Origin of the sequence: Brachybacterium sp. UMB0905 (assembly GCF_002871795.1) — a bacterium.
Classification (GTDB): Bacteria; Actinomycetota; Actinomycetes; order Actinomycetales; family Dermabacteraceae; genus Brachybacterium.
The window spans coordinates 127,195-149,919 of the sequence record NZ_PNHL01000003.1; the positions used below are offsets into that span (position 1 = coordinate 127,195).

The window sequence follows — 22,725 nt, forward strand, 5'->3', positions numbered from 1 at the left end:
GGCCCTCCTTCCAGAGGTCTCTCGCCACCGGGTGAAGGGCGCCCAGACATGAGAAAGGCCTCGACACGCAGGTGTCGAGGCCACAGGGCACGGCGGCACCGCACGCCGACAGCAGTCGGGCGGGTGCGACCATGCGGGGGTCGCTTCATCACCTGCGCAGGCCATCCCGTGCGGGAGATCTTCGGTCCCCCTCGGGGTCGAGGGCGACGACCGGCGGTCTTCGGTGGCTCCACAGTAGCCGAGGGGAACCACGCTGCGCCACGGGGTCAGCGGCGGAATGCGTCACACCTTGCGAGCACCGCGGCGCCGCGGGCGCGACAAGCCAGGGGGCGTCACGATTCAGGGAGCTCTGCGACCCAGGAGGCGCCCGGCAATCCCCCATCGGCGGTGATGTCCCTCACGCGCCATGTTGTCGAAGTGACGCAAAGGGACTCTCGTCCCCGCTACGCCTCGGGCGACCACCCGGACGATCCCGGCGCGCTGCGACTTCGCGGGAACGCCGCTCCTCCCCCAGGCTTCATCACATCATCGAATCCGCTGGTCGGGGCGGGACGAAAGACTTGGGGCACTTTCGCCAAGTCATCGCCGATCCGCGAGGTCCGGGAGCCGACGCCCACCCCACGCCACCACCGCCGACCCCCTACGCGCAACCCTGACCTGCATAAACACCCTTTTTGTCGAAGTTTCTTCAAGGGGGTGGCGCGCCCCGTCGGCCCTGGCTACCGTGATACCTGACGGACACCCAGAGCCGTCGGCCCCACCACCCGGAGGGGCTTCCCGCCGAACCAGGCAAGGACCGAGACGAGATCATGACCGGCAACGCCGATACCACGACCACCTCGCCGTCACCCACGCAGGCCACGATCGACGGCCTGGTCACCCGCGCCCAGGAGGCGCTCAAGGCCTTCGACTCCTACGATCAGGAGACCATCACCGCGATCGTCCACGCCATGGCGCTGGCCGGCGTGGACCAGCACATGCCCCTGGCGAAGCTCGCCGTCGAGGAGACCGGCCGCGGTCTGTTCGAGGACAAGTGCGTGAAGAACATCTTCGCCACCGAATACATCTGGAACGCGATCAAGTACAACCGCACCGTCGGCGTCATCGCCGAGGACAAGCAGAAGGGCATCACCGAGATCGCCGAGCCCGTCGGCGTGGTCGCCGGGGTCACCCCCGTCACCAACCCCACCTCGACGGTCATGTTCAAGTGCCTGATCTCGATCATGACCCGTAACCCGATCGTGTTCGCCTTCCACCCCAGCGCCCAGCAGTGCTCCGCCGCCGCCGCACGGATCATGCACGAGGCCGCGGTCGAGGCCGGCGCCCCGGAGAACTGCATCCAGTGGATCACCGAGCCGTCGCTCGAGGCGACCGACGCGCTGCTGAACCACCCCAGCGTAGCGCTGACGCTGGCCACCGGCGGCTCCGGCATGGTCAAGGCCGCCTACTCCACCGGAAAGCCCGCGCTCGGCGTGGGCCCCGGCAACGTGCCGGTGTACGTGGAGAAGACCGCGAAGATCTCCCGCACCGTGAACGACCTGCTGATGTCCAAGACCTTCGACAACGGCATGATCTGCGCCTCCGAGCAGGCGATCATCGTCGATGAGGAGATCGCCGATCAGCTGCTGGCCGAGTTCCAGAAGTACGGCACGCACGTCCTCAGCGACGCCGAGCGCGCCAAGCTCGAGGACTTCATGGTCACCGAGAAGGGCGGGATTGCCGCCTCCGTGGTGGGCCAGAGCGCCGCCGAGATCGCCCGCGGCGCCGGGATCGAGGTTCCCGAGGGCACCAAGCTGCTGCTGGCCCGCATCGAGGACGTCGGCGAGGACCACCCGCTCTCGCGCGAGAAGCTCTGCCCGGTGCTCGCGATGATGACGGTCTCCGGCCCTGAAGAGGGCTTCGAGAAGGCCACGAAGATGCTGGAGTTCGGCGGGCTCGGCCACACCGCCGTGATCCACACGCAGAATGCGGCGATCGAGCGGCAGTACGGGCTGCGGATGAAGGCCTGCCGCATCGTCGCCAACTCCCCCAGCGCCCTGGGCGGCATCGGCGATGTGTACAACGGCCTGATCCCCTCACTCACCCTGGGCTGCGGCTCCTACGGCCACAACTCCGTCTCGCACAACGTCAGCGCGACGGACCTCATCAACGTCAAGCGGATCGCGGAACGGCGGAACAACATGCAGTGGTTCAAGGTGCCCCCGAAGACCTACTTCGAGCGCTACTCGGTGCAGTACCTGCAGAAGATGCCGGAGATCAACCGGGTCTTCATCGTCACCGACCCCGGCATGGTGCAGTTCGGCTACGTGGACATCCTCATCGATCATCTCAAGCAGCGTCGGCAGGAGGTGGCCTGGACGATCTTCTCCGACGTCGAGCCGAACCCCTCCTCGCAGACCGTGTTCAAGGGCGCGCAGTGGATGCGGGACTTCCAGCCGGACTGCATCATCGCGCTCGGCGGCGGCTCCGCAATGGACGCTGCCAAGGGCATGTGGCTGTTCTACGAGCACCCCGAGGCCAGCTACTTCGGCATGAAGCAGAAGTTCATGGACATCCGCAAGCGCACCTACCGCTTCCCGAAGCTGGGGCAGAAGGCGGAGTTCGTGGCGATCCCGACCACCTCGGGCACCGGCTCGGAGTGCACCCCGTTCGCGGTGATCACCGACTCCGAGACCCACGTGAAGTACCCGCTGGCGGACTACGCACTGACCCCGTCGGTCGCGATCGTGGACGCGCAGTTCGTGGACACCGTGCCGCGGCGCACGGCAGCGGATTCGGGCCTGGATGCGCTGACCCACTCGATCGAGTCGTTCGTCTCGGTGATGGCCTCGGACTACACCCGCGGGCTCTCGCTGCGGGCCGGACAGCTGATCTTCGAGAACCTCCGCAAGGCGGTGCTCGAGGATGACATGGAGGCGAAGGAGAAGATGCACAACGCCTCCGCCATGGCCGGTATGGCCTTCGCCAATGCGTTCCTGGGGATCGTGCACTCGCTGTCGCACAAGTGCGGCGCCGAGTTCGAGATCGCCCACGGCCGCACCAACGCGATCTTCCTGCCGCACGTCATCCGCTACAACGCCACCAAGCCGTACAAGCACGCGATCTTCCCGAAGTACGAGAGCTACAAAGCCGATGAGGACCTCGCCGAGTTCGCGCGCTTCATGGGCTTCCCGGCCTCCACCACGGAGGAGGGTGTGCAGTCGCTGATCGACGAGGTGACGAAGCTGGCCGAGGACCTCGGCATCGAGCTGAGCCTCAAGGCGAACGGCGCCACCCAGGAGCACCTGGATGAGGTCATCGACGAGCTGGCCTACCGGGCCTTCGAGGATCAGTGCACCCCGGCGAACCCGAAGGAGCCGCTCGTGATCGAGCTCAAGGAGCTGATCATGGACGCCTTCGAGGGCGAGGTGGGGTACACCAAGCGCACCGGCGGCACCGTCGCAGCGCCGTCGACCACCGCCTCCGCGGTCGCGATCGAGGAGGCGCTGCCCGGCGATGCCGAGGGCGCCGATGACACCGCCGAGTTCGTGGACTCCGTGGACCCCGAGCGCGAGCGCGAGCAGGGCAAGGCGTGAGTCGCTGAGCAGCCGAGCAGCTGACGGGAGGGCCCCGCACCGGTGATCGGTGCGGGGCCCTTCGCTGAGTGCGGTCAGCCGCGCACAGCGGCTTGACCTCTCGTCCGTGATCTCGATGATGCGGGTCGGGGCATTGCCGTCTCCTGGGCGGAGTGCCACCGGGATGGCTCACGCAGACGACGCACCGGGCCGCCATCGACGCAGGGCTCGGTGCTGCGCGAGGGCCGCGATTGAGGCCATGACCAGTGCCGCCAGCACCGGCAGCACCGAGGTGGCCAGGAAGTATCCCGGCGGGAGGAATCCGTTGAAGGGTGGAAGTGTGTAGGGGAACGTCGTGGCGAAGGCGGTGACACCGCCGGTGACGATGGCAGCCAAGAGCGGGATCAGGACTCGACCGACTGCGACCCCGAGGGAGAGCCCCGGCCCGGGTGCCCACATGCTCAGCACCCCGAGCCGATCCGATGCTCCATCGGAGTCCCCGAGCACGACACCGGAGATCGCCAGCGCCAGCAGCACTGTTGCCACTACTGCGATCAACGGGTGCCAGCGGTAGAGGCTGTCGTAGCCGGTCCAGTAACCCAGCAGCCACTCTTCGCCGATGTTCGACAGCTCGGGGCGGGGCAGCACCTGCTGGGACAGTTCAATCGCGATCTCCTCGCGGGGAAGATCCTCGCCGTCCAGTGAGACGGCATAGATTGCGGGCGCTTCCCCATCGGGGGAGATATCCCAGGCGCTGCCCACGGCGATCTGCACCTCGTCGATGCCACCGAGCATCCAGCGTCCTCTGTCGTCATCCACCTGGTCCGACGTCTCCAGCGGACCATCGGTGCACGGCAGGCCGAGCGCTGTCAGCGCATCGCAGGATCCGGTGACCGTTGCGCGGACCGGGTCGCTCGGGGAGTTCCCGTAGTGGGTCATCACGGCGATGACATCACCGTTGCCCGAGAGCGCATCATCCACGAGCTGCGGCGCCTCATCACCGCTGCGGGAGATGTCCAGTACCAGCAGGGAGTCCCCGAAGCGGTCGCGCAGGGCAGCGGCCTCCCTGAATGTCGAGGTGGTCATGGTGCCGAGCGTCATGAGGTGGGCCACGAGGATGATGACCAGGGCCATGCCGGCACTGAGGCGACGCACCGCTCCCGGATCGGCCATCATGAGGCGTCCTACGACCAGGGCGCTCACGATGCCGTATCGCTGTCCCCACGCGGCGAGGGCACGTGCTGCGAGCGAGGTGATGATGCCGATGAACCCGGGAAGGCAGATGGCAATAGCTGCTATGCCGCCGTAGGTGACGAACAGCCGCAGGGCGCTGAGCTCCCATCGACCAGTGTTCAGCCACGCGATGATCATCGCCACGGCAACAAGCGGAAGCGGAAGCATCTGCCGGAGCTTGTCCGGACGCTGGGAGGACCGAGGGCGGGTGCCACGGTGCCGTCGGAGCTGGTTCAACCCGAGCAGCATTGCAGCGGCAATGCTCGCGCCGAGGAGGACAGCGCCGATCACCCACAGCAGATGGGCCCGCAGATCCGCCGATTGGATCGTGTAGCGGCCGATCGGGATGTAGAGATCAAAGACCATCAGAGCAGTGATGACTGCCCCCGCGCTCGCGATGCCTACCGTGAAGGGAACCGCGAAGACACCGAGGAGGAAGGCGATATCCTCCCTGCGCCCCGCGCCGAGGATGTGCAGCATCTGCCGCCGCTGGTCGCGTCGCGCGGATGCGGTGCGTGATGCGATGGCCATGAACAACAGGGCGGGGGCGATGACGCCGAGCGTAAAACCGATGGTGATGTTCCAGATGCCCCGTTGGCGCGCGGGGCCGCCGGTCAGCCCTTCGCTGGTCAGCTCAACGGGGGAAGGCATGCCGAACGATGAAACGGAGTAACCGAAGGTCTGCTGCTCGGTTGCAGCGCTGGGTCGGACATATGCGATGCGCTCTTGGGGTGAGACGAGACCTTCTGCCTGTACCTGCTGCTGGGACAAGACTCCATAGCGCTCGGCGATGATTGCACCATCAGGATGAGCGGCAAGTGCTGGTGACAGCACGACGGTCCCGGGCTCCGGCCAGGCCTCCAGCCCGGGAGGGAGGGGAGTGGATTCCTCGGGGACGACGATGATGACGTCGACCCATCGGTCCTCGACCGCGTCAGCGACGATGCGCCACCGTGCTCCCTCTGCCGTGGCGCTCTCACCGGAGAACCAGCCATCTGCGATACGGCTGTGGTCGGTCTCGAGCCGCTCCTGAAACGTCGCGCAGATGATCCCGAGGAACCCTGTGGACAGCACCATCGCAGCCGTGGCCAGCGCGATCATCGCCGAGGCGATACGCCGCTCGAAGTGTGTGGCGTCCCCCCGCCACCCAAGGCGAAACATCGTGGCCGCCTGAGGGGTGCTTCGGCCGATGCTCATGCAACCGCCTCCCACCGCGAGGACTCTCCTGGAACCGCCACAACGCGATACGAGGAATCGGCACGAGCCGCGAGGTCCGGATCGTGCGTCACCATGAGAACAGAGCTGCCCCACCGCTCGGGTATCGACAGCACGAGGTTACCGACCATGTCCCGGAACTCGGCATCGAGAGAACCGGTCGGCTCATCGGCGAGGACGAGCTGAGGCTTCGTGATGAGTGCCCTGGCCACGGCGACGCGCTGCCGCTCACCACCGGAAAGATCTCGTGTGAGGATCCCGGTGGCCTGCACGTCGAGATCACTCAGGAGCTGCGCTGCACTGTGACGGGCATCGTTGCGGCTCTGCCCCGCGAGCAGCGCCGCAACCTCGACGTTCTCCGACGGCTCGAGCTCATCGATGAGCTCACCGTGCTGGAAGACCATGGACACGGTGTGCCGGAGAAAATCTCGCCGCGCCGCCGAGCGCATTCTGATCACCGACTCGCCGTTGACAGTAATGTCCCCCGAGGACGGTGTCACCATGCCGAGGATCGCAGCGAGCAGAGAGGATTTTCCGCTTCCAGAACGGCCCTGCACGGCTGCCGACGCACCTGCTGGAAGCGTGAAATCAACACCGGAGAGGACTGTGCGCCGACCGTAGGCGATGACGAGCTGATGAACCTCGAGCATGGGCGAAGAGACTTTCGTGAAGGAAGTACGTAGTGGGGAAGCGCCCGCCTCGGCCATGTGGCGCTGCCGAGGCGGGCGTGGCGAGAGTGGGGATCAGATGTACTGTCGCTTGGCGCAAGTATCAAACTCGACGGGACGATCCAGGCACGCCCGGAAGGACGCTACCTTCTCTGAACCAGAGAGCTTTTGGGAGACGGTCTGGTTGTACGCCTTCGTCACCAGTTGGCGCTTGGCGCCGGTGTTGAGCCAGAAGTCGCCGTAGACCCGATTCCCATCTCCCTTGGTGTCCTTCACGGAGTAGGACGTGCGCGTGCTGCTTACATCGGCTCGGCCCGCACTATCAGCAAGGTAGGACGTGTAAGCACTCGCGGAGCTGAGCCCTCCGCCCAGCACGATGAGAGCTCCGGTCGCAGTAAGGATTGCCTTGGTCGTGAGGTTCTTCATCGAGGATCTCCTTCGGTGATGATGCGAGCCATCGTCGGCTCGCATCCACATCGTCACTGAGGCTCAGAGCCGCGGCATCATCTGTGCGAATGAACTACCGCCCGGCGGGGTCAGGGCAGGTCGATGAATCGGTACGCACGAGCCGTGACAAGCAGCTGTTGAAGGTTGCGTGCGTCGAGCTTCTGGCGGAGATGGCTGGTGTGCGTTTTCACGGTGTTGACGCTGACGACGAGGTGGGCGGCGATCTCCTCGTAGTTCCAGCCGCGGGCCAGCAACTGCAGGGTCTGAAGTTCCGCGGCGGTCAGGCGCGGCACCGGGTGATCTGTACCAGTGGAGGCATCGACCGCGTGCAGGAGCTCGGCCGTCTGCTCTCGCAGCGTTGCAGACGACGGTCCTGCCACGACGGAGAGCACGACGTCGACGAGCACATCAGCGGGGGCGTCCTTGGCCACAGCTCCGAGCGCTCCTGAGGCCAGGGCACGGCGCAGCGCCGGGCTGGGACATGAGGTCGTGATGAGGATGATCTTGGCCTCGGCATCGTTGCCCATCATGCGCTCGGTGGCATCGATGCCGTTCATGCCGCGAGGCATGGAGACGTCCATGAGGACCACATCAGGCCGATGGATCCGGAACAGCTCTACCGCAGCAGTGCCCTCGTGCGCATGCGCGACGATCTCGATCTGACCGGAGGCGGTGATGGTCTGGGCCAGTGCGCGTGCGGTCCATGTGTCGTCGTCCACGATCAGGACCCGCACGACGTCCTTCTCTCCCGGGCGCGGATTCACCGTCATAGGCACTCCTTGGCGTACCGCGCGTGGTCGAACAAGCGCCAGAGCTGACACCGAATCTCGTGCCCATCGGGATGCTGAGCGATGGCCACGGAATTGATATGTGCTTCGCCGGAGAGAACCTCAGTACGGCCAGAGGGCACCCCGAACACTAAGAGTACGGAGCATAGAATGATGAGCAGCGTCCTTCCCATAGAAGCATTGGATCGGTTACGTAGTCGGAGCGCATCATCTGCACGGATGAGCTTCAGGATGATCGGACTGGCACTTGAGGGGGATCGTGACGCGCACGTGGACCCAATGATCCCGCTGAGCCATGGTGCAGGCGCCATCGAGACGTCGTGCGCGATGCTCGATCGACCACGGGGCCGCAGGAAGATCATCTCGGGGCGATGCTGGATTAGAGGTGGCGAGGATCAGCTCCCGGCCATGTGACCCGGACGAGGTCGAGACTTCCAGGGTGGCCCGATCGGGCGACCCGGAGTGTTTGAGAATGTTCGTCACCAACTCGAAGAGGATCAGCTGAACCTCATCGACGAAGCTGGCCGATACCGGCATGCCTACGATGCTCATGGTACTGCGGATGGTGTACCCAGCGGCCTCCGTGCTGGAGCGGATCGTGAGCATCGTGCGCTCGATCTCCCGCAGCAGATCGACAGGGCTCGCAGCCGACCGGGTGCCGTGGATCCGTGCGAGGAGCTGCCGAAGACCCAGCTGCGCCCGCGAGTTCACCAGAGCCAGCTCTCCCAGGATCTGGCGGTCCACTGTGGACTGAGGAGAGCCGGCAAGAACGGTGATGATCGCCTTCTGGGTCATCAGGGCATTCGAGACGGTGTCGTGCGTGTCAGCAGCGTGTTGGAGCCGAATCAGCTCCAGCTGACGCTCTGCCTCGACGGCAGAGTCTGTTGCGTGGGCGACAGCGCGATCGAGATGGATCTGGAGAAGCAGAGCTCCTCCCGCGAGGGTGATGGCCAAGAGCCAGATCACCCAGTCACCCCAGACGGGCGGACTCGACGCAGGATCCGGCCAGGTGAAGGTCTGGACTATCGTGGCCAGGCCAAGCCCTGCTGTAGCACCGGTCATGGCGCCCCACCGCTGATGCACTAACGCCACGGCTCCGGACACGATCAGCGGCAGAAAAAAGTTTCCCAGTGATGCCGGGAACAGAAGGGTCTCTCCCATGAATCCGGCCGTGGAGAGCAGCGCAACTGTGCCAGGGAACCATGCCCCGAGCAGAGTGAGTACCGCGCAGGCAACCACCGTCGCCGCGTACAGCGGGCCGGGCTGATCGAAGTTTGTGGGCAACAGGCTTAACACCATGAGAAGCAGCGCGATGCCACGCACAGGGCCGTCGATCAGACGTGGCCCGAACACACGGCGTCGCCAGCGCATCGCCCGGGGGTCCTCCATCTCGCCGGGAAGCTCGAGCGTTCCGATGAGCGTCATGACCTGATCATGCCGCACAGCGAAAGAACGGGGCGACTGTGCAACGTCCCGCCCACCGCGGGGTGGACGGGACGCCTCACGATCCTTGAGGACTCAAGGCTCCGCGGGAATCAGCCCTCGACCGACACGGCCTCCTCGTCGGCCTTCTTATCGTGTCGGGTCTCCACGTCGTCCATCTTGGACTGCACCCAGGGGGCGATCGCGAACATGCCCAGGGAGACGAGCAGCGTCACACCACCGAGGACCGCGTAGTACACACCGTCGGAGAAGCCGGACATGAGCTGGATGACCACGGAGGTGAGGCCCATGCCGACGGCCGGGGCGAGGTACCACAGCGTCATCGTCTGGGAGGCGAAGTGGCGCGGAGCGAGCTTGGTGGTGACCGACAGCCCCACCGGGTTCATAAGCAGCTCCGCGACGGTCTGCACGAAGAACACGGCGATGAGGAACCAGAACGGGGCCAGCGCCGCACCGCCCGGGAAAGCACTGAACCCGTAGCCCATCATGAGCGCCGAGATGCCGATGATCACCAGCGAGATCGCGAACTTCTGCGCCGTGGAGGGGAAGCGCCCCTGCCGCTTCAGGAACAGCCAGCCCAGGATCGGGGCGAGGATCAGCACGAACGTCGGGTTGAAGGACTGGTACGCCTCGGGGGTGAGGTCGAACAGACCCAGCACTGAGCGGTCCGTGTGCTCCAGGGCGAAGGTGGCCATCTTCCCGGCGGCCTGCTCGAAGATCAGCACGAACAGGACGTTGCCCACCCACAGCGGGGCGAAGGCGCCCAGGTGCACCCGCTCCTCGGGCGTCACCTTGGGACTCTTCACCATGGTCACGAAGTAGACGCCGGCGGTGCCGAGGGCGAACAGGAACAGCGCCCAGGCGATCGCACTGGTCAGCTCCCCCAGCAGCAGCTGGAACAGGACCACCAGCACCGTGGCGACCACGGCGATGAGCGCCGCCAGGCCCAGCAGCTTTTTCCCCTCCCCTGGCTTGAGGGGGTTCGGGACGGTGTAGGCGAAAGTGGAGAGCTTCTTGCGGCCGTACCAGAAGGAGATCAGGGCCAGCGCCATGCCGATCGCAGCGGCGATGAAGCCGATGTGGTACCCGAAGGCGTGGCGGAGCGCGCCGACGATGAACGGTGCGACGAGGGAGCCGACGTTCACCGACATGTAGAAGTACATGAAGCCGGTGTCGCGGCGCGGATCGTCCTGGTCATACAGCCCGCCGACCACGGTGGAGAGGTTCGGCTTGATGAAGCCGGTGCCCACGGCGATGAGGATCAGGCCCGCCCAGGAGGTGGCGACCATCGGGATCGCGAGCACGACGTGGCCGGTCATGATGATGGAGCCGCCGACCAGGGTGGACATCCACGGACCCAGGATGCGGTCGGCGAAGATGCCGCCGGGGATCGTCATGAGCAGCACGGCTGCGCCGTAGGCGGAGACGACCACCTGGCCAGCGGTGGTGCTGAGCCCCAGGCCGCCGTTGGCGACCGTGTCCACGAGGAAGTACAGCAGGATCGCGCGCATGCCGAACCAGCTGAAGCGCTCCCACATCTCCACCTGCAGCATCCACGGCAGACCCCCGGGATGGCCGATGAAGGACCTGTCCTCCGCCGACGGACCGTCACGCAGGGTGTCGGGGGCGAAGCGCATCCGCGGTTCGGTGACGCCATCGGGTCCGAGGGCGGTGGTGCCGGTGCCACCCGATCCCTGGCGAGAGGGCGGCTCTGTGGGCATCGGGGGTCGGGATTGGGTCATGGGGAGATGGTCCTTCCAGGCACGTCTTCGCCCCCAGCGGTCCCTGTGCGTCCCCCGGAGGCGCGCGGAGCTTCTCTGCTCCGGCGCATACAGGGTCCCGGTTCCCGAGCGCGACTTCTACCCCAAAGGTCCCGAAACCACCATGATGACTCATATCCCGGACTTAACCGTTTTGTGCGCGGACGCATCGGTCTCCGATGCCACATACGACGGCGCCCCGCCCACCGCTGGGGTGGACGGGGCGCCGTGAGAGGAACCGAGGAGTCTCAGGACTCGTCGGTGTCCTCCAGGAGGTTGCGGGTGCGGTTCACATCGACCGGGATGCCCGGGCCCATCGTCGTGGACACGGTGATCTTGGTGATGTAGCGGCCCTTCGAGGATGCCGGCTTCAGGCGCAGGATCTCATCCAGCGCCGCGACGTAGTTCTCCACCAGCTGCTGATCGGTGAAGGACACCTTGCCCACGATGTAGTGGAGGTTCGCCGCGCGATCGGTGCGGAACTCGATCTTGCCGCCCTTGATGTCGGACACGGCCTTGGCGGTGTCCATGGTGACGGTGCCGGTCTTGGGGTTCGGCATGAGGCCGCGGGGGCCCAGCACACGACCCAGCTTGCCGACCTTGCCCATGAGGTTCGGGGTGGCCACGGCCGCGTCGAAGTCGGTCCAGCCACCGGCGACCTTCTCGATCAGCTCGTCGTCGCCCACCTCATCGGCGCCCGCCTCCCGGGCGGCCTCGGCCTGCGGACCAGTCGCGAACACGATCACGCGGGACGTCTTGCCGGTGCCGTTGGGCAGGTTGACGGTGCCGCGCACCATCTGATCCGCCTTGCGGGGATCCACGCCCAGGCGCATCGAGACCTCGACGGAGGCATCGAACTTCGCGGGGTTGGACTTCTGGGCCAGACGCAGCGCGTCCAGCGGGGAGTAGGTGCGGCCCTCTTCGATCAGGGCAGCGCCGTTCTTGTACGCCTTGCTACGGAATGCCATCTGTCTCAGCCCTCCACCGTGATGCCCATGGAACGAGCGGTGCCCTCGACGATCTTCGCCGCGGCCTCGATGTCGTTCGCGTTCAGATCAGGCATCTTGGTCTCCGCGATCTCGCGGGCCTGCGCCTGGGTGATCTTGCCGACCTTGTCGGTGTGCGGGGTCGAGGAGCCCTTCTGCAGGCCAGCGGCCTTCTTGATGAGCTCCGCCGCCGGCGGGGTCTTGGTGATGAAGGTGAACGAGCGATCCTCGTACACGGTGATCTCGACCGGCACGATGTTGCCGCGCATATCCGCGGTGCGATCGTTGTAGGCCTTGACGAACTCCATCATGTTCACGCCGGCCGCGCCGAGCGCAGGGCCGACGGGCGGCGCAGGCGTGGCCTGGCCGGCCTGGATCTGGAGCTTGATGACGCTCGCGATCTTCTTCTTGGGAGCCATTGCTCTTCCTTACTGTGGTGTGGTTCGGGCGGAGCTCATCAGGCGCTCCTCCCACGGCTGGACGGTCCCGCGCAGCGCGCGGCACAGTCCGAGGTTCGACGTTACCTGCACATCGGGGCGGCGTCGAGGGAGATCACGCGTGATCTCGGCCCTACCGCGCGGCGGGTCCGCCGCGCACCGCCCGAAACCCGGGATGGATCCGGCCGACGGGGCCGGGTCCGGCGGGTCAGATCTTGGCGACCTGGTCGAAGGCGAGCTCGACCGGGGTCTCGCGCCCGAAGATGGAGACCAGCACCTGCAGCTTGCGCGCCTCGGTGTGGATCTCCGCGATGGTCGCGGGCATGGTCTCGAAGGGACCGTCCATGACGGTGACGGACTCGCCGACCTGGAAATCGGGCATCTTCTGCGCGGCCGCGGGCTTGCTCGCAGAGCCGCCGGAGGAACGCTTCTTCTCCGGCAGGCCCACGGAGGGGGCCAGCAGGGAGTAGATCTCATCGAAGGTCAGCGGCGTCGGATCGGTCGCGTTGCCGACGAACCCGGTCACGCCCGGGGTGTCGCGCACGACGCGCCAGGACTCGGTGGTCAGGTCCATGCGCACCAGCACGTAGCCGGGCACGCGGACCCGTCGGACCATCTTCTTCTGGCCGTTCTTGACCTCGGTCGCGTCCTCCATCGGGACCTGGACCTCGAAGATGTACTCCTCCATGTCCTGGGTCTCGATGCGCGTGGCCAGCTGGGTCTTCACGCGGTTCTCGTGCCCGGAGTAGGAGTGGATGACGTACCAGTCGCCGGGGGCGGAGCGCAGGCGCATGCGCAGCTCGGCGAGGGGATCCTCCTCCGGCTCCTCCTCGGCGGCGGGCACCGCAGACGCCTCAGCGGAATCAGCCGCGTCGGCGGACTCAGGAGCGTCGGTGCCATCGGCGGTCTCGTTGTCGCCCGGGGTCTCCGGCTCCGCGACCTCCGCCTGCTCCTCGACCTCGACGGTCTCCGGGGCGGGCTCGGGGGCAGCGGACTGCTCGGCCTCGGCCTGCGGGGAGGAGGAGAAGCTCAGGGAATCATCGACGTCCTGGTAGGACTCCTCGGGGGTGGAGCTCGTATCGCTCATCGGGGCGGAACCTGCCTTCCTGGCGGCGGTGGTCTGGTGTCGTGGAGGGACGCGGTGCGGCGGGCGTCAGGATGCCGTGAAGGCGATCTGCGAGAGCCAGCCGAAGGCCGAGTCCAGGCCGAAGATCAGAAGGATCATGAAGGTGACGAACAGCAGCACCGTGAACGAGTAGGTCACGAGTTCCTTGCGGGTGGGGACGACGACCTTGCGCAGCTCGGCGATGACCTGGCGGATGAACAGCCCGATCGCCAGGAACGGGTTCGAGGACCCGGAGCCCGGGGCGTCGCCGGTGGGCGTCGCCTGGGTGTTCTGGCTGGAAGTCACAGGTGCGGTTTCCGATCTGGTCGTGATCTCGTGGTGCGGCCTCGTCCCGGCCGGATCAGCCGACCGGTTCGGCAGGGCAGACAGGACTCGAACCTGCAACCTGCGGTTTTGGAGACCGCTGCGCTACCAATTGCGCCACTGCCCTTCACGGAGGAACCCGTGAGACCTCAGGTCCGTGCCGATCGGGTGGATCAGGGCGCGGGCCGTTCGGGCCAGCGAACAGCATACAAGCCCCGGGGCGGCCGTGCGAATCGGTCGGCAGCAGATCACATCTCTCATCCCCCGGCGCTCAGCCCGCCAGGAGCGGCGCGCGGGGGCTCAGCCCCGCCGGGACCGGCGTATGGGGGCTCGGGTCTTCCCGGGAGCGGCGCGGGGGCTCGCGGGCAGCGGCACCGTCCCATCGGCCGCCCCAGACTGCGGCGCCGGTCCGGCCGATGGGACGGCGCGGCCGCGCACCTGCTGGCACCGCGCCGCCGGTTTTGCGAGGATTGGCAGGTGAGCACCGACGACGCATGCACCACCGACCACTTCGACGCCTCGGCCCCGCAGCCCGCCGCCTCTCCCGCGGACGCGCCCTCTGCCGAGCGTCGGATCTCCGCGCGGATCAGCGCGATCCAGCCCTCTGCCACCCTCGCCGTGGACTCCACTGCGAAGGCGCTCAAGGCCGCGGGCCGTCCCGTGATCGGCTTCGGCGCCGGGGAGCCGGACTTCCCCACCCCCGAGCACATCGTCGAGGCCGCGGTCGCCGCGGCGCGGGACCCGAAGAACCACCGCTACTCCCCCACCGCGGGCCTGCCGGAGCTTCGCGAGGCCCTGGCCGAGCACGTCGGCTCCACCAGCGGCCTGCCCATCGAGCCGGCGCAGGTGCTCGTCACCAACGGCGGCAAGCAGGCGGTGTTCCAGGCCTTCGCGACGCTGCTGGATCCCGGGGATGAGGTGCTGCTGCCGGCCCCGTACTGGACCACCTATCCGGAGGCGATCCGCCAGACCGGCGCGGTGGAGGTCCCGGTGCTGGCCGGCGCCGAACAGGGGTATGTGCCCACCGTCGAGCAGCTCGAGGCCGCACGCACCGAGCGCAGCCGGATGCTCGTGCTGTGCTCCCCGTCGAACCCCACCGGCGCGGTGCTCACCCCCGAGCAGGTCACCGCGATCGGCAGCTGGGCACTCGAGCACGGGCTGTGGGTCGTCACCGATGAGATCTACCAGGCCCTCACCTACGGGGACATGCCCTTCACCTCCGTGCTGCGGGCCGTGCCCGAACTCGTCGAGCGCACCGTGATCCTGGGCGGGGTGGCGAAGTCCTTCGCGATGACCGGGTGGCGCGTGGGCTGGATGGTCGGCCCGACCGACGTCATCAAGGCGGCCACGAACCTGCAGTCCCACCTCACCTCGAACGTCAACAACATCGCCCAGCGCGCGGCCCTTGCCGCCCTCACCGGGCCGACGGAGCCCGTGGAGGCGATGCGGGAGGCCTTCGATCGGCGTCGCCGCCTGATCCTCGACAAGCTCGCGCAGGTGCCGGGCTTCTCGGTGCCCACCCCGAGCGGGGCGTTCTACGCCTTCCCGGATGTCTCCGCGGTGCTGGGCCGCGAGATCCGGGGCCGCCGCGTGGACAGCTCGAGCGAGCTGGCCACCGTGATCCTCGAGGAGGCGGAGGTCGCCGCCGTGCCGGGCGAGGCCTTCGGCGCCCCCGGGCATCTGCGGTTCTCCTACGCGCTCGGCGATGACGAGCTGATCGAGGGCATCGACCGGGTCATCGCCCTGCTGAGCGAGTGAGCACCCCGGCAGGTCCGGGCCGGGACCTCGCAGCGCTGCCGAAGGCACATCTGCACCTGCACTTCACCGGCTCGATGCGGCAGAGCACCCTCGAGGAGCTCGCGCGCGAGCGCGGGATCCGCCTGCCGCGCGGCCTCACCGACGGCACGGCCCTGCAGGTGGAGGCCACTCGGCGCGGCTGGTTCCGCTTCCAGCGGCTGTATGACGCGGCGCGCGCCGTCGTGGATTCCGAGTCCGCGATGCGGCGGATCCTGCATGAGGCCGCGCAGGATGATGGGGCCGAGGGCTCCGGGCGGCTCGAGCTGCAGGTCGACCCCACCAGCTATGCGCCGTTCGTCGGCGGGCTGACCCCGGCGATCGAGATCCTGCTGGATCAGGCGGAGATCTCCGAGCGGGAGACCGGGGTGAGCATCGGCCTGGTGATCGCTGCCAGCCGCACCCGGCATCCGCTGGATGCCCGCACCCTCGCCCGGCTCGCGGCGCGCCATACCGGTCGGGTGATCGGGTTCGGGCTGTCCAACGACGAGCGGCGCGGCGTCACCGCGGAGTTCGGCCCCGCCTTCCGCATCGCCAAGGATGCCGGGTTGCTGTCGGTCCCCCATGGTGGGGAGCTGCTGGGGCCCCGCCACGTGCGCGAGGTCGTGGACTCCCTGCAGCCGGACCGGCTGGGCCACGGGGTGCGCTCCGCGGAGGACCCGGCGCTGCTGGAGCGCGTGGTCGAGGCGGGGATCGGCCTGGAGGTGTGCCCGGCCTCCAATGCCTCCCTCGGCGTGGTCGAGGAGGCGCACCACGTACCGGTGCGCGCCCTCGTGCAGGCCGGGGCGCAGGTGGCGCTCGGGGCCGATGATCCGCTGCTGTTCGACTCGCGCCTGTTGGATCAGTACGCGATCGCCCGCAGGATGGGCTTCTCCGATGCGGAGCTCGCGCAGCTGGCGGCCGCGTCGATCCGCATCTCCGCCGCGCCAACGGAGGTCAAGGAGCGCCTGCTCAACGGGGTGCGGGAGTGGCTGGAGGGGCCGACGGACACTGCAGGCCCGGCCCCCGCCTCTCAGCGGTCCTGACCGGCACCCTCTGAGGGCAGGGCCAGGAAGAACTCCGGCGCGTCGAGGCCCTTCTCAGCGAAGGCCGCGGCGATCGCCTGCGCGATGCTCTGCGCCTGATCAGCCTCCACCAGCGCGATCGTGGAACCGCCGAAACCGCCGCCGGTCATCCGGGCGCCATGGGCCCCGGCTGCCCGGGCCGCATCCACTGCGGTATCGAGCGCCTCGACCGTCACCTCGTAGTCATCGCGCAGCGAGTCATGGGAGGCGTTCAGCAGGGCGCCGAGCTCCGCGACATGCTCACGCACGGTGCCGGATTCGAGCAGCGCATCGAATGCCTTGACCCGCTGGATCTCCGTGATGACATGGTGGGCGCGGCGGCGCACAGTCTCGTCGGCGATGGCCGCCAGGCGCTCCTGCAGCTCCTGGTCCCCCTCAACCTCGATATCCCGCAGGGTCTGAACGCCCAGCTCCTGGGCGGCGCGCTCGGAATCGGCGCGGCGAGCCGTGTACTCGCCATCCACATGGGAGTGCTCGGCGCGGGTGTCGGTGATCAGCAGGGCGAGGTCCTGGGAGGCGAGATCCCACGGCACCAGGCGGGTGGAGAAGTCACGGCAGTCCAAGAACAGGGCGTGCCCGGAACGGGAGAGCACCGACGCGGACTGATCCAGGCCCCCGGTCGAGGCACCGGCGAAGTCGGTCTCCGCGGTGATCGCGGCCTGCACGCGCTGCAGCGGGGTGGTGCCCAGCGTCAGCAGCGACTCGATCGCCTCCGCGGCCGCGCATTCGAGCGCCGCCGAACTGGACAGCCCCGCCCCGAGCGGCACCTGCCCGTTGATCATGATGTCCATCCCCCGGGTGGTGGCACCGGAGATATGGGAGCGCAGCGCCCACAGCACCCCGGCCACGTAGGCGGGCCAGCCGGTGATCGCGCCGGGTTCGAGCTCGGTCGCGTCGATCTCCAGGATCTGGTCCTCCTGGGCGGAGCGCAGGCGCAGCAGGTTCGTGGGGGTGCGGGCGGCGGCCGCGAAGCAGCGGTGCGAGATCGCCATCGGCAGGCACAGCCCGTCCTGATAGTCCACGTGCTCACCGATGATGTTGACCCGCCCCGGGGCGGACCACACCCCATCGGGCTCATAGCCGAAGGCCTCCACGAACATGGCGTGCACGCGCTCGGCGGCCTCCGTGCGCTCGGGGGCGGCGGACAGCGCCACAGTGTTCTCCGCGGTGGCGGGGGCGCTGGTCGCAGGGGTCTGAGAGGTCACGGGGATTCCTTTCACCACGGTCAGGGATATAGGGCGTGCTGAGCGCCGGGTGAGGCCAGCGATTCTAGGCCACCACGGCCGAAAGCCCCGAGACCATCCCTCCCTCAGGGGCGCACGGTGAGACAGGCCACCGATGGCAGCGGGATCGGCTCCCCGGCCACCTCGAGCGTGCCCTCGCTGCGGCGCAGCACGTCGATGCGATCCGCCTCCTGCGCCGCGACGAGCACCAGGTCACCGATCTGCGTGAAGTGCCGCGGGTGCTCCCCCACCGGGGTCTCGGCGACCAGGCTGGGGCGCATCCCGGCCAGGGACAGCAGCGAGAGGGAGTCCGGTCCGCGGTTGGCGACGAGCAGATGCGATTCATCGGCCGTGAGCTCAATGTGGCTGAGGGCGTTGGGACCCTCCGCGCTGCTGGCCGGAACGACGGACCGCACGCCCCAGCGGTGGCGAGAGACGGGCAGGCTCGTTGTGCCCCGCTGCTGGCCGTCGTCCTCGCGGTGGGCGGTCACGATGGCGCCGGAGAGCTCCCCGGCGATGTGCAGCTGCTGGGATTCGTGATCGGCGGCGAGGTGGCGCGGCCCGGTGCCTCGGCCCACCACGATCTCCCCGGCCAGGTCCATGCCGCCGCCGGGGGCCCGGCGGTACAGCATCACGGTGTCCAGGCCCAGGTCCGGCACGGCGATCACGTCGGTCCCCGGCAGCACCACGGCCTGGTGCGGGTGGGGATCCATGTCCGCGCCGCGATCCCGGCCTTCGCGGTGGTCATCGAGGTCGATCTGCGCGGTGGGGACCCCGTCGGCGTCCAGGGCGATCGTGGCGACGGAGCCGGAGCCGTACTGGGCGATGACGAGGGTGCGGCCACCGGGCCCACCGGGCCCGTAGGCGAGGTGGCAGCCGCCGGAGCCGTCGATCGGCAGATCCGCAATCACCTTTGCGGCGGTGCCGTCCGGGCTGACGCGCAGGGTCACCACGCGGGTGGGTTCGGTCTCCAGCACGGCGTGCAGCAGGGTTCCGTCGGGGCTCCACAGCAGGAACGAGGGGTTCGGCAGATCCACGGTGGCGAGGGTCTGCGCGGTCACGGCGGGGCCGTCGCCGGCGGGGCGGATCTCCAGGCGCAGCAGCGCGATGCCGGGGCCGCGGCCGCGGTCGCTCGTGGAGTAGCCGCCGGTGGCGAGCAGGGCGGTGGTGGTCATGGGTGCTCCTCGCGCTGCTCGCGCGGCCCGGGCGGGTCCTCGAAGCCGGCCGGCGGGTCGAGGTCCGCCAGCAGGGCGGGATCTTCGAACATGGCCGGAGACAGCGCTGTCATCTCGGAGGTCATCGTAGAGGGCTCCGCCACGGCCGGCCCAGGACGTCTGCGGCGTCGCGCCAAGCCCAGGGAGCTGCGGCGTCGGCGCAGGGTGGTGAACGGCGCGGAGATCGCAGGGGTGTAGGCGATCGCGGTGCGGCGGAAGCGCGGCATGATGCGGGCGGCCACCAGCTGGCCGAGCACCACCCCGGCGGCGATCGCCACCGCGACTTCCCCGGCGACCAGCAGCTCCGAGACCCCTACGGAGAGGTCATCGCCCAGGCCCAGCAGGCCGCGGTAGATCCGGGACCCGGGCACCAGGGGGATCACCCCGCACATGACGAAGGCGAGGGCGGGGGCGCGCAGCACATCGGACAGGGCGGTGGCGAGGATGCCGGTGATGAACGCGACGATCCCGACCGAGAAGGAGCGGTCGAGCCCCACCCCGGCGACGAGCAGGTGGTCCAGCAGGGCGGCGAGCGCGGCGATGCCCGAGCCGATCACGAGCAGCCGGGCGGGCACCTGGGTGCCAATGCCGAAGCCGAGCCCGATCCCCACCCCGGAGACCACGACGACGAGCGCGGTGGTGAGGGTCAGCGGCATAGAGGCGGTCACCGAGATGTCCGCACCGATGAGGTCGGCGACGAGGATGCCGGCCCGGACGCCGGCGACGATGCCGACGGTGAGCATGAGGGTCTCGAGGACCCGTCCAGCGGCGGTGACGTACCAGCCGGTGACGGCGTCCTGCACGGCGCTGATCGAGGACAGTCCGGCCAGCTGCACGATGATGCAGGAGACGACGACGATGGATGGGTTCGCGGTGGTATCCAGCAGGGCGACGATCACCGCCATGCTCACGGCGATGAATCCGCCCAGTGCTTGCCCGTAGAACGGGGGGATGGACCAGCGGGCCAGCAGCTCACCCAGGCCGATGAGGATCCCGGCGGCGAGGGTCGCGGCGAGGACGACGAGGCTGCCGGCGCCGAAGCCGAGTGCTGCGGCGCCGCCCATCATCGCGAAGGCGACGATCACCAGCGGCAGTCGGTACAGGCTGGGCTCCTGCGGGATCGCGGCGGCGCGCTGCCGCGCCTCGGCGAGGTCGAGCTGGCCGCCGATGTACTGGTGGGAGACGTCCTCGAAGGCGGCCAGGCGCGCGAAGTTCTGCACCCGCTCCCCTGCCGAGCGCACCCTCGTGAAGGGAGTCGCGGACTCGTCGGCCAGATAGGAGATCGTCACCTCGTTGAAGGTGACCTGCACGGAGACATTGCGCAGTCCGGAGGAGCTGGTCACCCGCAGCACGGTGGCGGTGACCTCGGAGGCGGCCGCACCGTTGGTCAGCAGGCCCTCGCCGATCCTCATGGCGAGGTCGAACACGGCATGCAGCCGGGCGGAATCGGTGGGCACGGGTCGATCCTTCCACAGCGCTGCGCGGGGCGGACAGCCTGGGCGCACACCGGAAAGGTCACAGCGCCAGGTCAGCGGGCCGGACCGCTGTGCTCACAGGTTCGGGGAGGTGGACAGCACGCCGATGGCGATGGCGAGCACCGCGAGCGCCGTGACGTCCAGGGCGCGGGACCGCACAGCGAGGGCGCCAACGGTCCGCACCGGCAGCACGGCGCGCAGCAGCGCGAGCACCCCGAGCTCCAGGCTCAGCAGCATCCCGGCCAGCGGCGCGGAGTGCAGCGCGCCGATCAGCACGATCACGCCGAGCACCAGGAGCGCGACGATCAGCACCGCCTGTCTCTGGAAGGCGGCGCGGAGGGTGAAGGGTGATCGTGTCCGGCGCACCGGACCATGCTACGTCGGGCCGTGGTCGTGGCGCGGGATCGCTAGGCTGGTCGGCGGTCGGCAGTGCCGCCGACCCACACCGATCTCGAGGAGAAACCCTTCCGATGACCAGCCCCGGTTCCGCTCCCGCACCGGTCCGCACCGAGCACGATCTGCTGGGTGACCGTGACGTTCCCGCCAGCGCCTACTACGGCGTGCAGACCCTGCGGGCGATGGAGAACTTCCGCATCACCGACGTTCCGGTGTCCCACTTCCCGAAGCTCATCATCGCGCTCGCCCAGGTGAAGCGGGCCGCAGCCCGGGCGAACCACGCGCTGGGCCTGCTGGACGACCGGGTGGCCGGCGCCATCGAGCAAGCCTGCGAGGAGATCGCCGACGGTGCCCTGCACGAGCACTTCACCGTGGACATGATCCAGGGCGGTGCGGGCACCAGCACCAACATGAACGCCAATGAGGTGATCGCCAACCGGGCCCTGGAGATCCTGGGGCACGAGAAGGGCGACTACCAGTACGTCCACCCGAACAACCACGTGAACCTGGGGCAGTCCACGAACGACGTGTACCCCACGGCGGTGCGCCTGGCGATTCTGCTGTCCTTCCCGGCGCTGGCCGAGTCGATGGACTCGCTGATCTCGGCGCTGCGCGCCAAGGGCGAGGAGTTCTCCCACCTGCTGAAGATGGGCCGCACCCAGATGCAGGATGCGGTGCCGATGACGCTGGGCCAGGAGTTCACAGGCTGGGCCACCACCATCAGTGAGGATGTGGAGCGCCTGACCCGCACGGCGCGGCTGTTCCAGGAGATCAACATCGGCGCCACCGCGATCGGCACCGGTATCACCTCCGATCCGCGCTACGCCCAGCTGGCGGTCAAGGAGCTCGCCGAGATCACGGGGCTGCCGTTCGTGCTCGCCGGAGACTTGGTGGAGGCCACGAGCGACACCGGCGCCTTCGTGACCTTCTCCGGGGTGCTCAAGCGCATCGCGGTGAAGATCTCGAAGATCTGCAATGACCTGCGACTGCTGTCCTCCGGTCCGCGCGCGGGCTTCGGGGAGATCACCCTGCCGGCGGTACAGCCGGGCTCCTCGATCATGCCGGGCAAGGTGAACCCGGTGATCCCGGAGGTCGTGAACCAGGTGGCTTTCGAGGTGATCGGCAACGACCTGACGGTGACGTTCGCGGCGGAGGGCGGGCAGCTGCAGCTGAACGCCTTCGAGCCGGTGATCGTGTTCAACATCCTGGAGTCCACGCGGGTGATGACCCGGGCGATGCAGACCCTCACCGAGCGCTGCATCGTGGGGATCGCGCCGAACACCGAGCGGCTGGAGGAGTACGTCTCGCGCTCTATCGGCCTGATCACCGCACTGGTGCCGGTGATCGGCTACGCCCCGGCGACGGAGATCGCGCAGAAGGCGCTGGTGGAGAACCGGCCGGTGAAGGAGCTGGTGCTCGAGGCCGGGCTGCTGGATGAGGCGCATCTGAACTCGCTGCTGTCCGCCGAGGCCATGACCAAGCCGTACCGCCCCACCGCGACCGGCTCCATCCCGGTGCTCGCGGACCTGCCCTCGGACAGTGGAGAGTCCGGCAGCTACCCGCACGAGCAGCCAGCCCCGGTGCAGGACACGGTCTGAG

The 22,725-nt window shown here is 68.2% G+C and carries 18 protein-coding genes and 1 tRNA gene; 4 read left to right on the forward strand and 15 right to left on the reverse strand.

All coding sequences use genetic code 11. The features are described from left to right. The first annotated feature begins 809 nt into the window (after positions 1–809). On the forward strand, positions 810–3,575 hold the full coding sequence (gene adhE, locus CJ197_RS03590; protein WP_102235386.1) for a bifunctional acetaldehyde-CoA/alcohol dehydrogenase: 2,766 nt from the start codon (positions 810–812) through the stop codon (positions 3,573–3,575). Between the two features lie 168 nt (positions 3,576–3,743). Here the strand turns inward: adhE and CJ197_RS03595 are convergent, their stop codons facing one another. The 11 genes from CJ197_RS03595 to CJ197_RS03645 form a co-directional block, all read right to left on the reverse strand. Continuing rightward, on the reverse strand, positions 3,744–5,888 hold the full coding sequence (locus tag CJ197_RS03595; protein WP_146007692.1) for a hypothetical protein: 2,145 nt from the start codon (positions 5,886–5,888) through the stop codon (positions 3,744–3,746). A gap of 92 nt (positions 5,889–5,980) precedes the next feature. After that, positions 5,981–6,709 (reverse strand): ABC transporter ATP-binding protein, encoded by a 729-nt coding sequence (locus CJ197_RS03600; RefSeq protein ID WP_199173863.1) that lies wholly within the window; start codon positions 6,707–6,709, stop codon positions 5,981–5,983. Between the two features lie 36 nt (positions 6,710–6,745). Then, entirely contained in the window at positions 6,746–7,096 is a 351-nt protein-coding gene (locus tag CJ197_RS03605) for a hypothetical protein (protein ID WP_102235389.1), read from the reverse strand. Positions 7,097–7,206: 110 nt separating this feature from the next. After that, positions 7,207–7,887, reverse strand: a complete 681-nt coding sequence (locus CJ197_RS03610; protein WP_102235390.1) for a response regulator transcription factor — start codon at positions 7,885–7,887, stop codon at positions 7,207–7,209. 225 nt (positions 7,888–8,112) lie between these two features. Continuing rightward, a complete protein-coding gene (locus CJ197_RS03615; protein WP_102235391.1) occupies positions 8,113–9,330 on the reverse strand; it encodes a hypothetical protein in 1,218 nt (405 codons plus the stop codon). Positions 9,331–9,440: 110 nt separating this feature from the next. Beyond that, on the reverse strand, positions 9,441–11,090 hold the full coding sequence (locus CJ197_RS03620) for a peptide MFS transporter (protein WP_233190632.1): 1,650 nt from the start codon (positions 11,088–11,090) through the stop codon (positions 9,441–9,443). 266 nt (positions 11,091–11,356) lie between these two features. Next, positions 11,357–12,076 carry a 50S ribosomal protein L1 gene (rplA, locus tag CJ197_RS03625; protein WP_102235392.1) on the reverse strand — a complete coding sequence of 240 codons (720 nt, stop codon included), beginning with the start codon at positions 12,074–12,076 and terminating at the stop codon, positions 11,357–11,359. Between the two features lie 5 nt (positions 12,077–12,081). Then, entirely contained in the window at positions 12,082–12,513 is a 432-nt protein-coding gene (gene rplK, locus CJ197_RS03630) for a 50S ribosomal protein L11 (RefSeq protein WP_102235393.1), read from the reverse strand. Positions 12,514–12,739: 226 nt separating this feature from the next. Then, positions 12,740–13,618: a transcription termination/antitermination protein NusG gene (gene nusG / locus CJ197_RS03635; protein WP_102235394.1), complete on the reverse strand. Its 879-nt coding sequence runs from the start codon at positions 13,616–13,618 to the stop codon at positions 12,740–12,742. 66 nt (positions 13,619–13,684) lie between these two features. Beyond that, positions 13,685–13,942, reverse strand: a complete 258-nt coding sequence (gene secE / locus CJ197_RS03640) for a preprotein translocase subunit SecE (RefSeq protein WP_102235395.1) — start codon at positions 13,940–13,942, stop codon at positions 13,685–13,687. 72 nt (positions 13,943–14,014) lie between these two features. Continuing rightward, a tRNA-Trp gene (locus tag CJ197_RS03645) sits at positions 14,015–14,087 on the reverse strand. Positions 14,088–14,533: 446 nt separating this feature from the next. Between CJ197_RS03645 and CJ197_RS03650 the strand changes: the two genes are divergently transcribed. After that, on the forward strand, positions 14,534–15,718 hold the full coding sequence (locus CJ197_RS03650) for a pyridoxal phosphate-dependent aminotransferase (protein WP_233190638.1): 1,185 nt from the start codon (positions 14,534–14,536) through the stop codon (positions 15,716–15,718). Between the two features lie 74 nt (positions 15,719–15,792). Continuing rightward, positions 15,793–16,779 (forward strand): adenosine deaminase, encoded by a 987-nt coding sequence (locus CJ197_RS03655; protein ID WP_369801477.1) that lies wholly within the window; start codon positions 15,793–15,795, stop codon positions 16,777–16,779. Here CJ197_RS03655 and galK read toward each other — a convergent pair. The 4 genes from galK to CJ197_RS03675 all read right to left on the reverse strand — a co-directional run bounded on the left by galK (position 16,767) and on the right by CJ197_RS03675 (position 21,096). After that, complete coding sequence (galK, locus tag CJ197_RS03660) at positions 16,767–18,023, reverse strand: galactokinase (RefSeq protein WP_255407868.1); 1,257 nt, start codon at positions 18,021–18,023, stop codon at positions 16,767–16,769. The genes CJ197_RS03655 and galK overlap by 13 nt on opposite strands. Before the next feature lie 104 nt (positions 18,024–18,127). Next, a complete protein-coding gene (locus CJ197_RS03665; RefSeq protein ID WP_102235398.1) occupies positions 18,128–19,216 on the reverse strand; it encodes a beta-propeller fold lactonase family protein in 1,089 nt (362 codons plus the stop codon). Further along, positions 19,213–20,712 (reverse strand): threonine/serine exporter ThrE family protein, encoded by a 1,500-nt coding sequence (locus CJ197_RS03670; protein WP_102235399.1) that lies wholly within the window; start codon positions 20,710–20,712, stop codon positions 19,213–19,215. Before CJ197_RS03670 ends, CJ197_RS03665 begins: the two co-directional genes overlap by 4 nt. A 93-nt stretch (positions 20,713–20,805) precedes the next feature. Further along, positions 20,806–21,096, reverse strand: a complete 291-nt coding sequence (locus CJ197_RS03675) for a DUF3017 domain-containing protein (protein WP_102235400.1) — start codon at positions 21,094–21,096, stop codon at positions 20,806–20,808. A gap of 104 nt (positions 21,097–21,200) precedes the next feature. Between CJ197_RS03675 and CJ197_RS03680 the strand changes: the two genes are divergently transcribed. Then, a complete protein-coding gene (locus tag CJ197_RS03680) occupies positions 21,201–22,724 on the forward strand; it encodes an aspartate ammonia-lyase (protein WP_102235401.1) in 1,524 nt (507 codons plus the stop codon). Position 22,725: the final 1 nt, after the last annotated feature.

Bases quoted from the DNA above. Each gene is read 5' to 3' on its own strand.
- CJ197_RS03620 (WP_233190632.1), bottom strand. From the start codon at position 11,090: ATGACCCAATCCCGACCCCCGATGCCCACAGAGCCGCCCTCTCGCCAG.
- nusG (WP_102235394.1), bottom strand. From the start codon at position 13,618: ATGAGCGATACGAGCTCCACCCCCGAGGAGTCCTACCAGGACGTCGAT.
- CJ197_RS03600 (WP_199173863.1), bottom strand. From the start codon at position 6,709: ATGGCCGAGGCGGGCGCTTCCCCACTACGTACTTCCTTCACGAAAGTC.
- CJ197_RS03610 (WP_102235390.1), bottom strand. From the start codon at position 7,887: ATGACGGTGAATCCGCGCCCGGGAGAGAAGGACGTCGTGCGGGTCCTG.
- adhE (WP_102235386.1), top strand. From the start codon at position 810: ATGACCGGCAACGCCGATACCACGACCACCTCGCCGTCACCCACGCAG.
- CJ197_RS03595 (WP_146007692.1), bottom strand. From the start codon at position 5,888: ATGATCGCGCTGGCCACGGCTGCGATGGTGCTGTCCACAGGGTTCCTC.
- CJ197_RS03655 (WP_369801477.1), top strand. From the start codon at position 15,793: ATGCGGCAGAGCACCCTCGAGGAGCTCGCGCGCGAGCGCGGGATCCGC.
- CJ197_RS03615 (WP_102235391.1), bottom strand. From the start codon at position 9,330: ATGACGCTCATCGGAACGCTCGAGCTTCCCGGCGAGATGGAGGACCCC.
- CJ197_RS03605 (WP_102235389.1), bottom strand. From the start codon at position 7,096: ATGAAGAACCTCACGACCAAGGCAATCCTTACTGCGACCGGAGCTCTC.
- CJ197_RS03680 (WP_102235401.1), top strand. From the start codon at position 21,201: ATGACCAGCCCCGGTTCCGCTCCCGCACCGGTCCGCACCGAGCACGAT.
- rplA (WP_102235392.1), bottom strand. From the start codon at position 12,076: ATGGCATTCCGTAGCAAGGCGTACAAGAACGGCGCTGCCCTGATCGAA.
- CJ197_RS03665 (WP_102235398.1), bottom strand. From the start codon at position 19,216: ATGACCACCACCGCCCTGCTCGCCACCGGCGGCTACTCCACGAGCGAC.
- rplK (WP_102235393.1), bottom strand. From the start codon at position 12,513: ATGGCTCCCAAGAAGAAGATCGCGAGCGTCATCAAGCTCCAGATCCAG.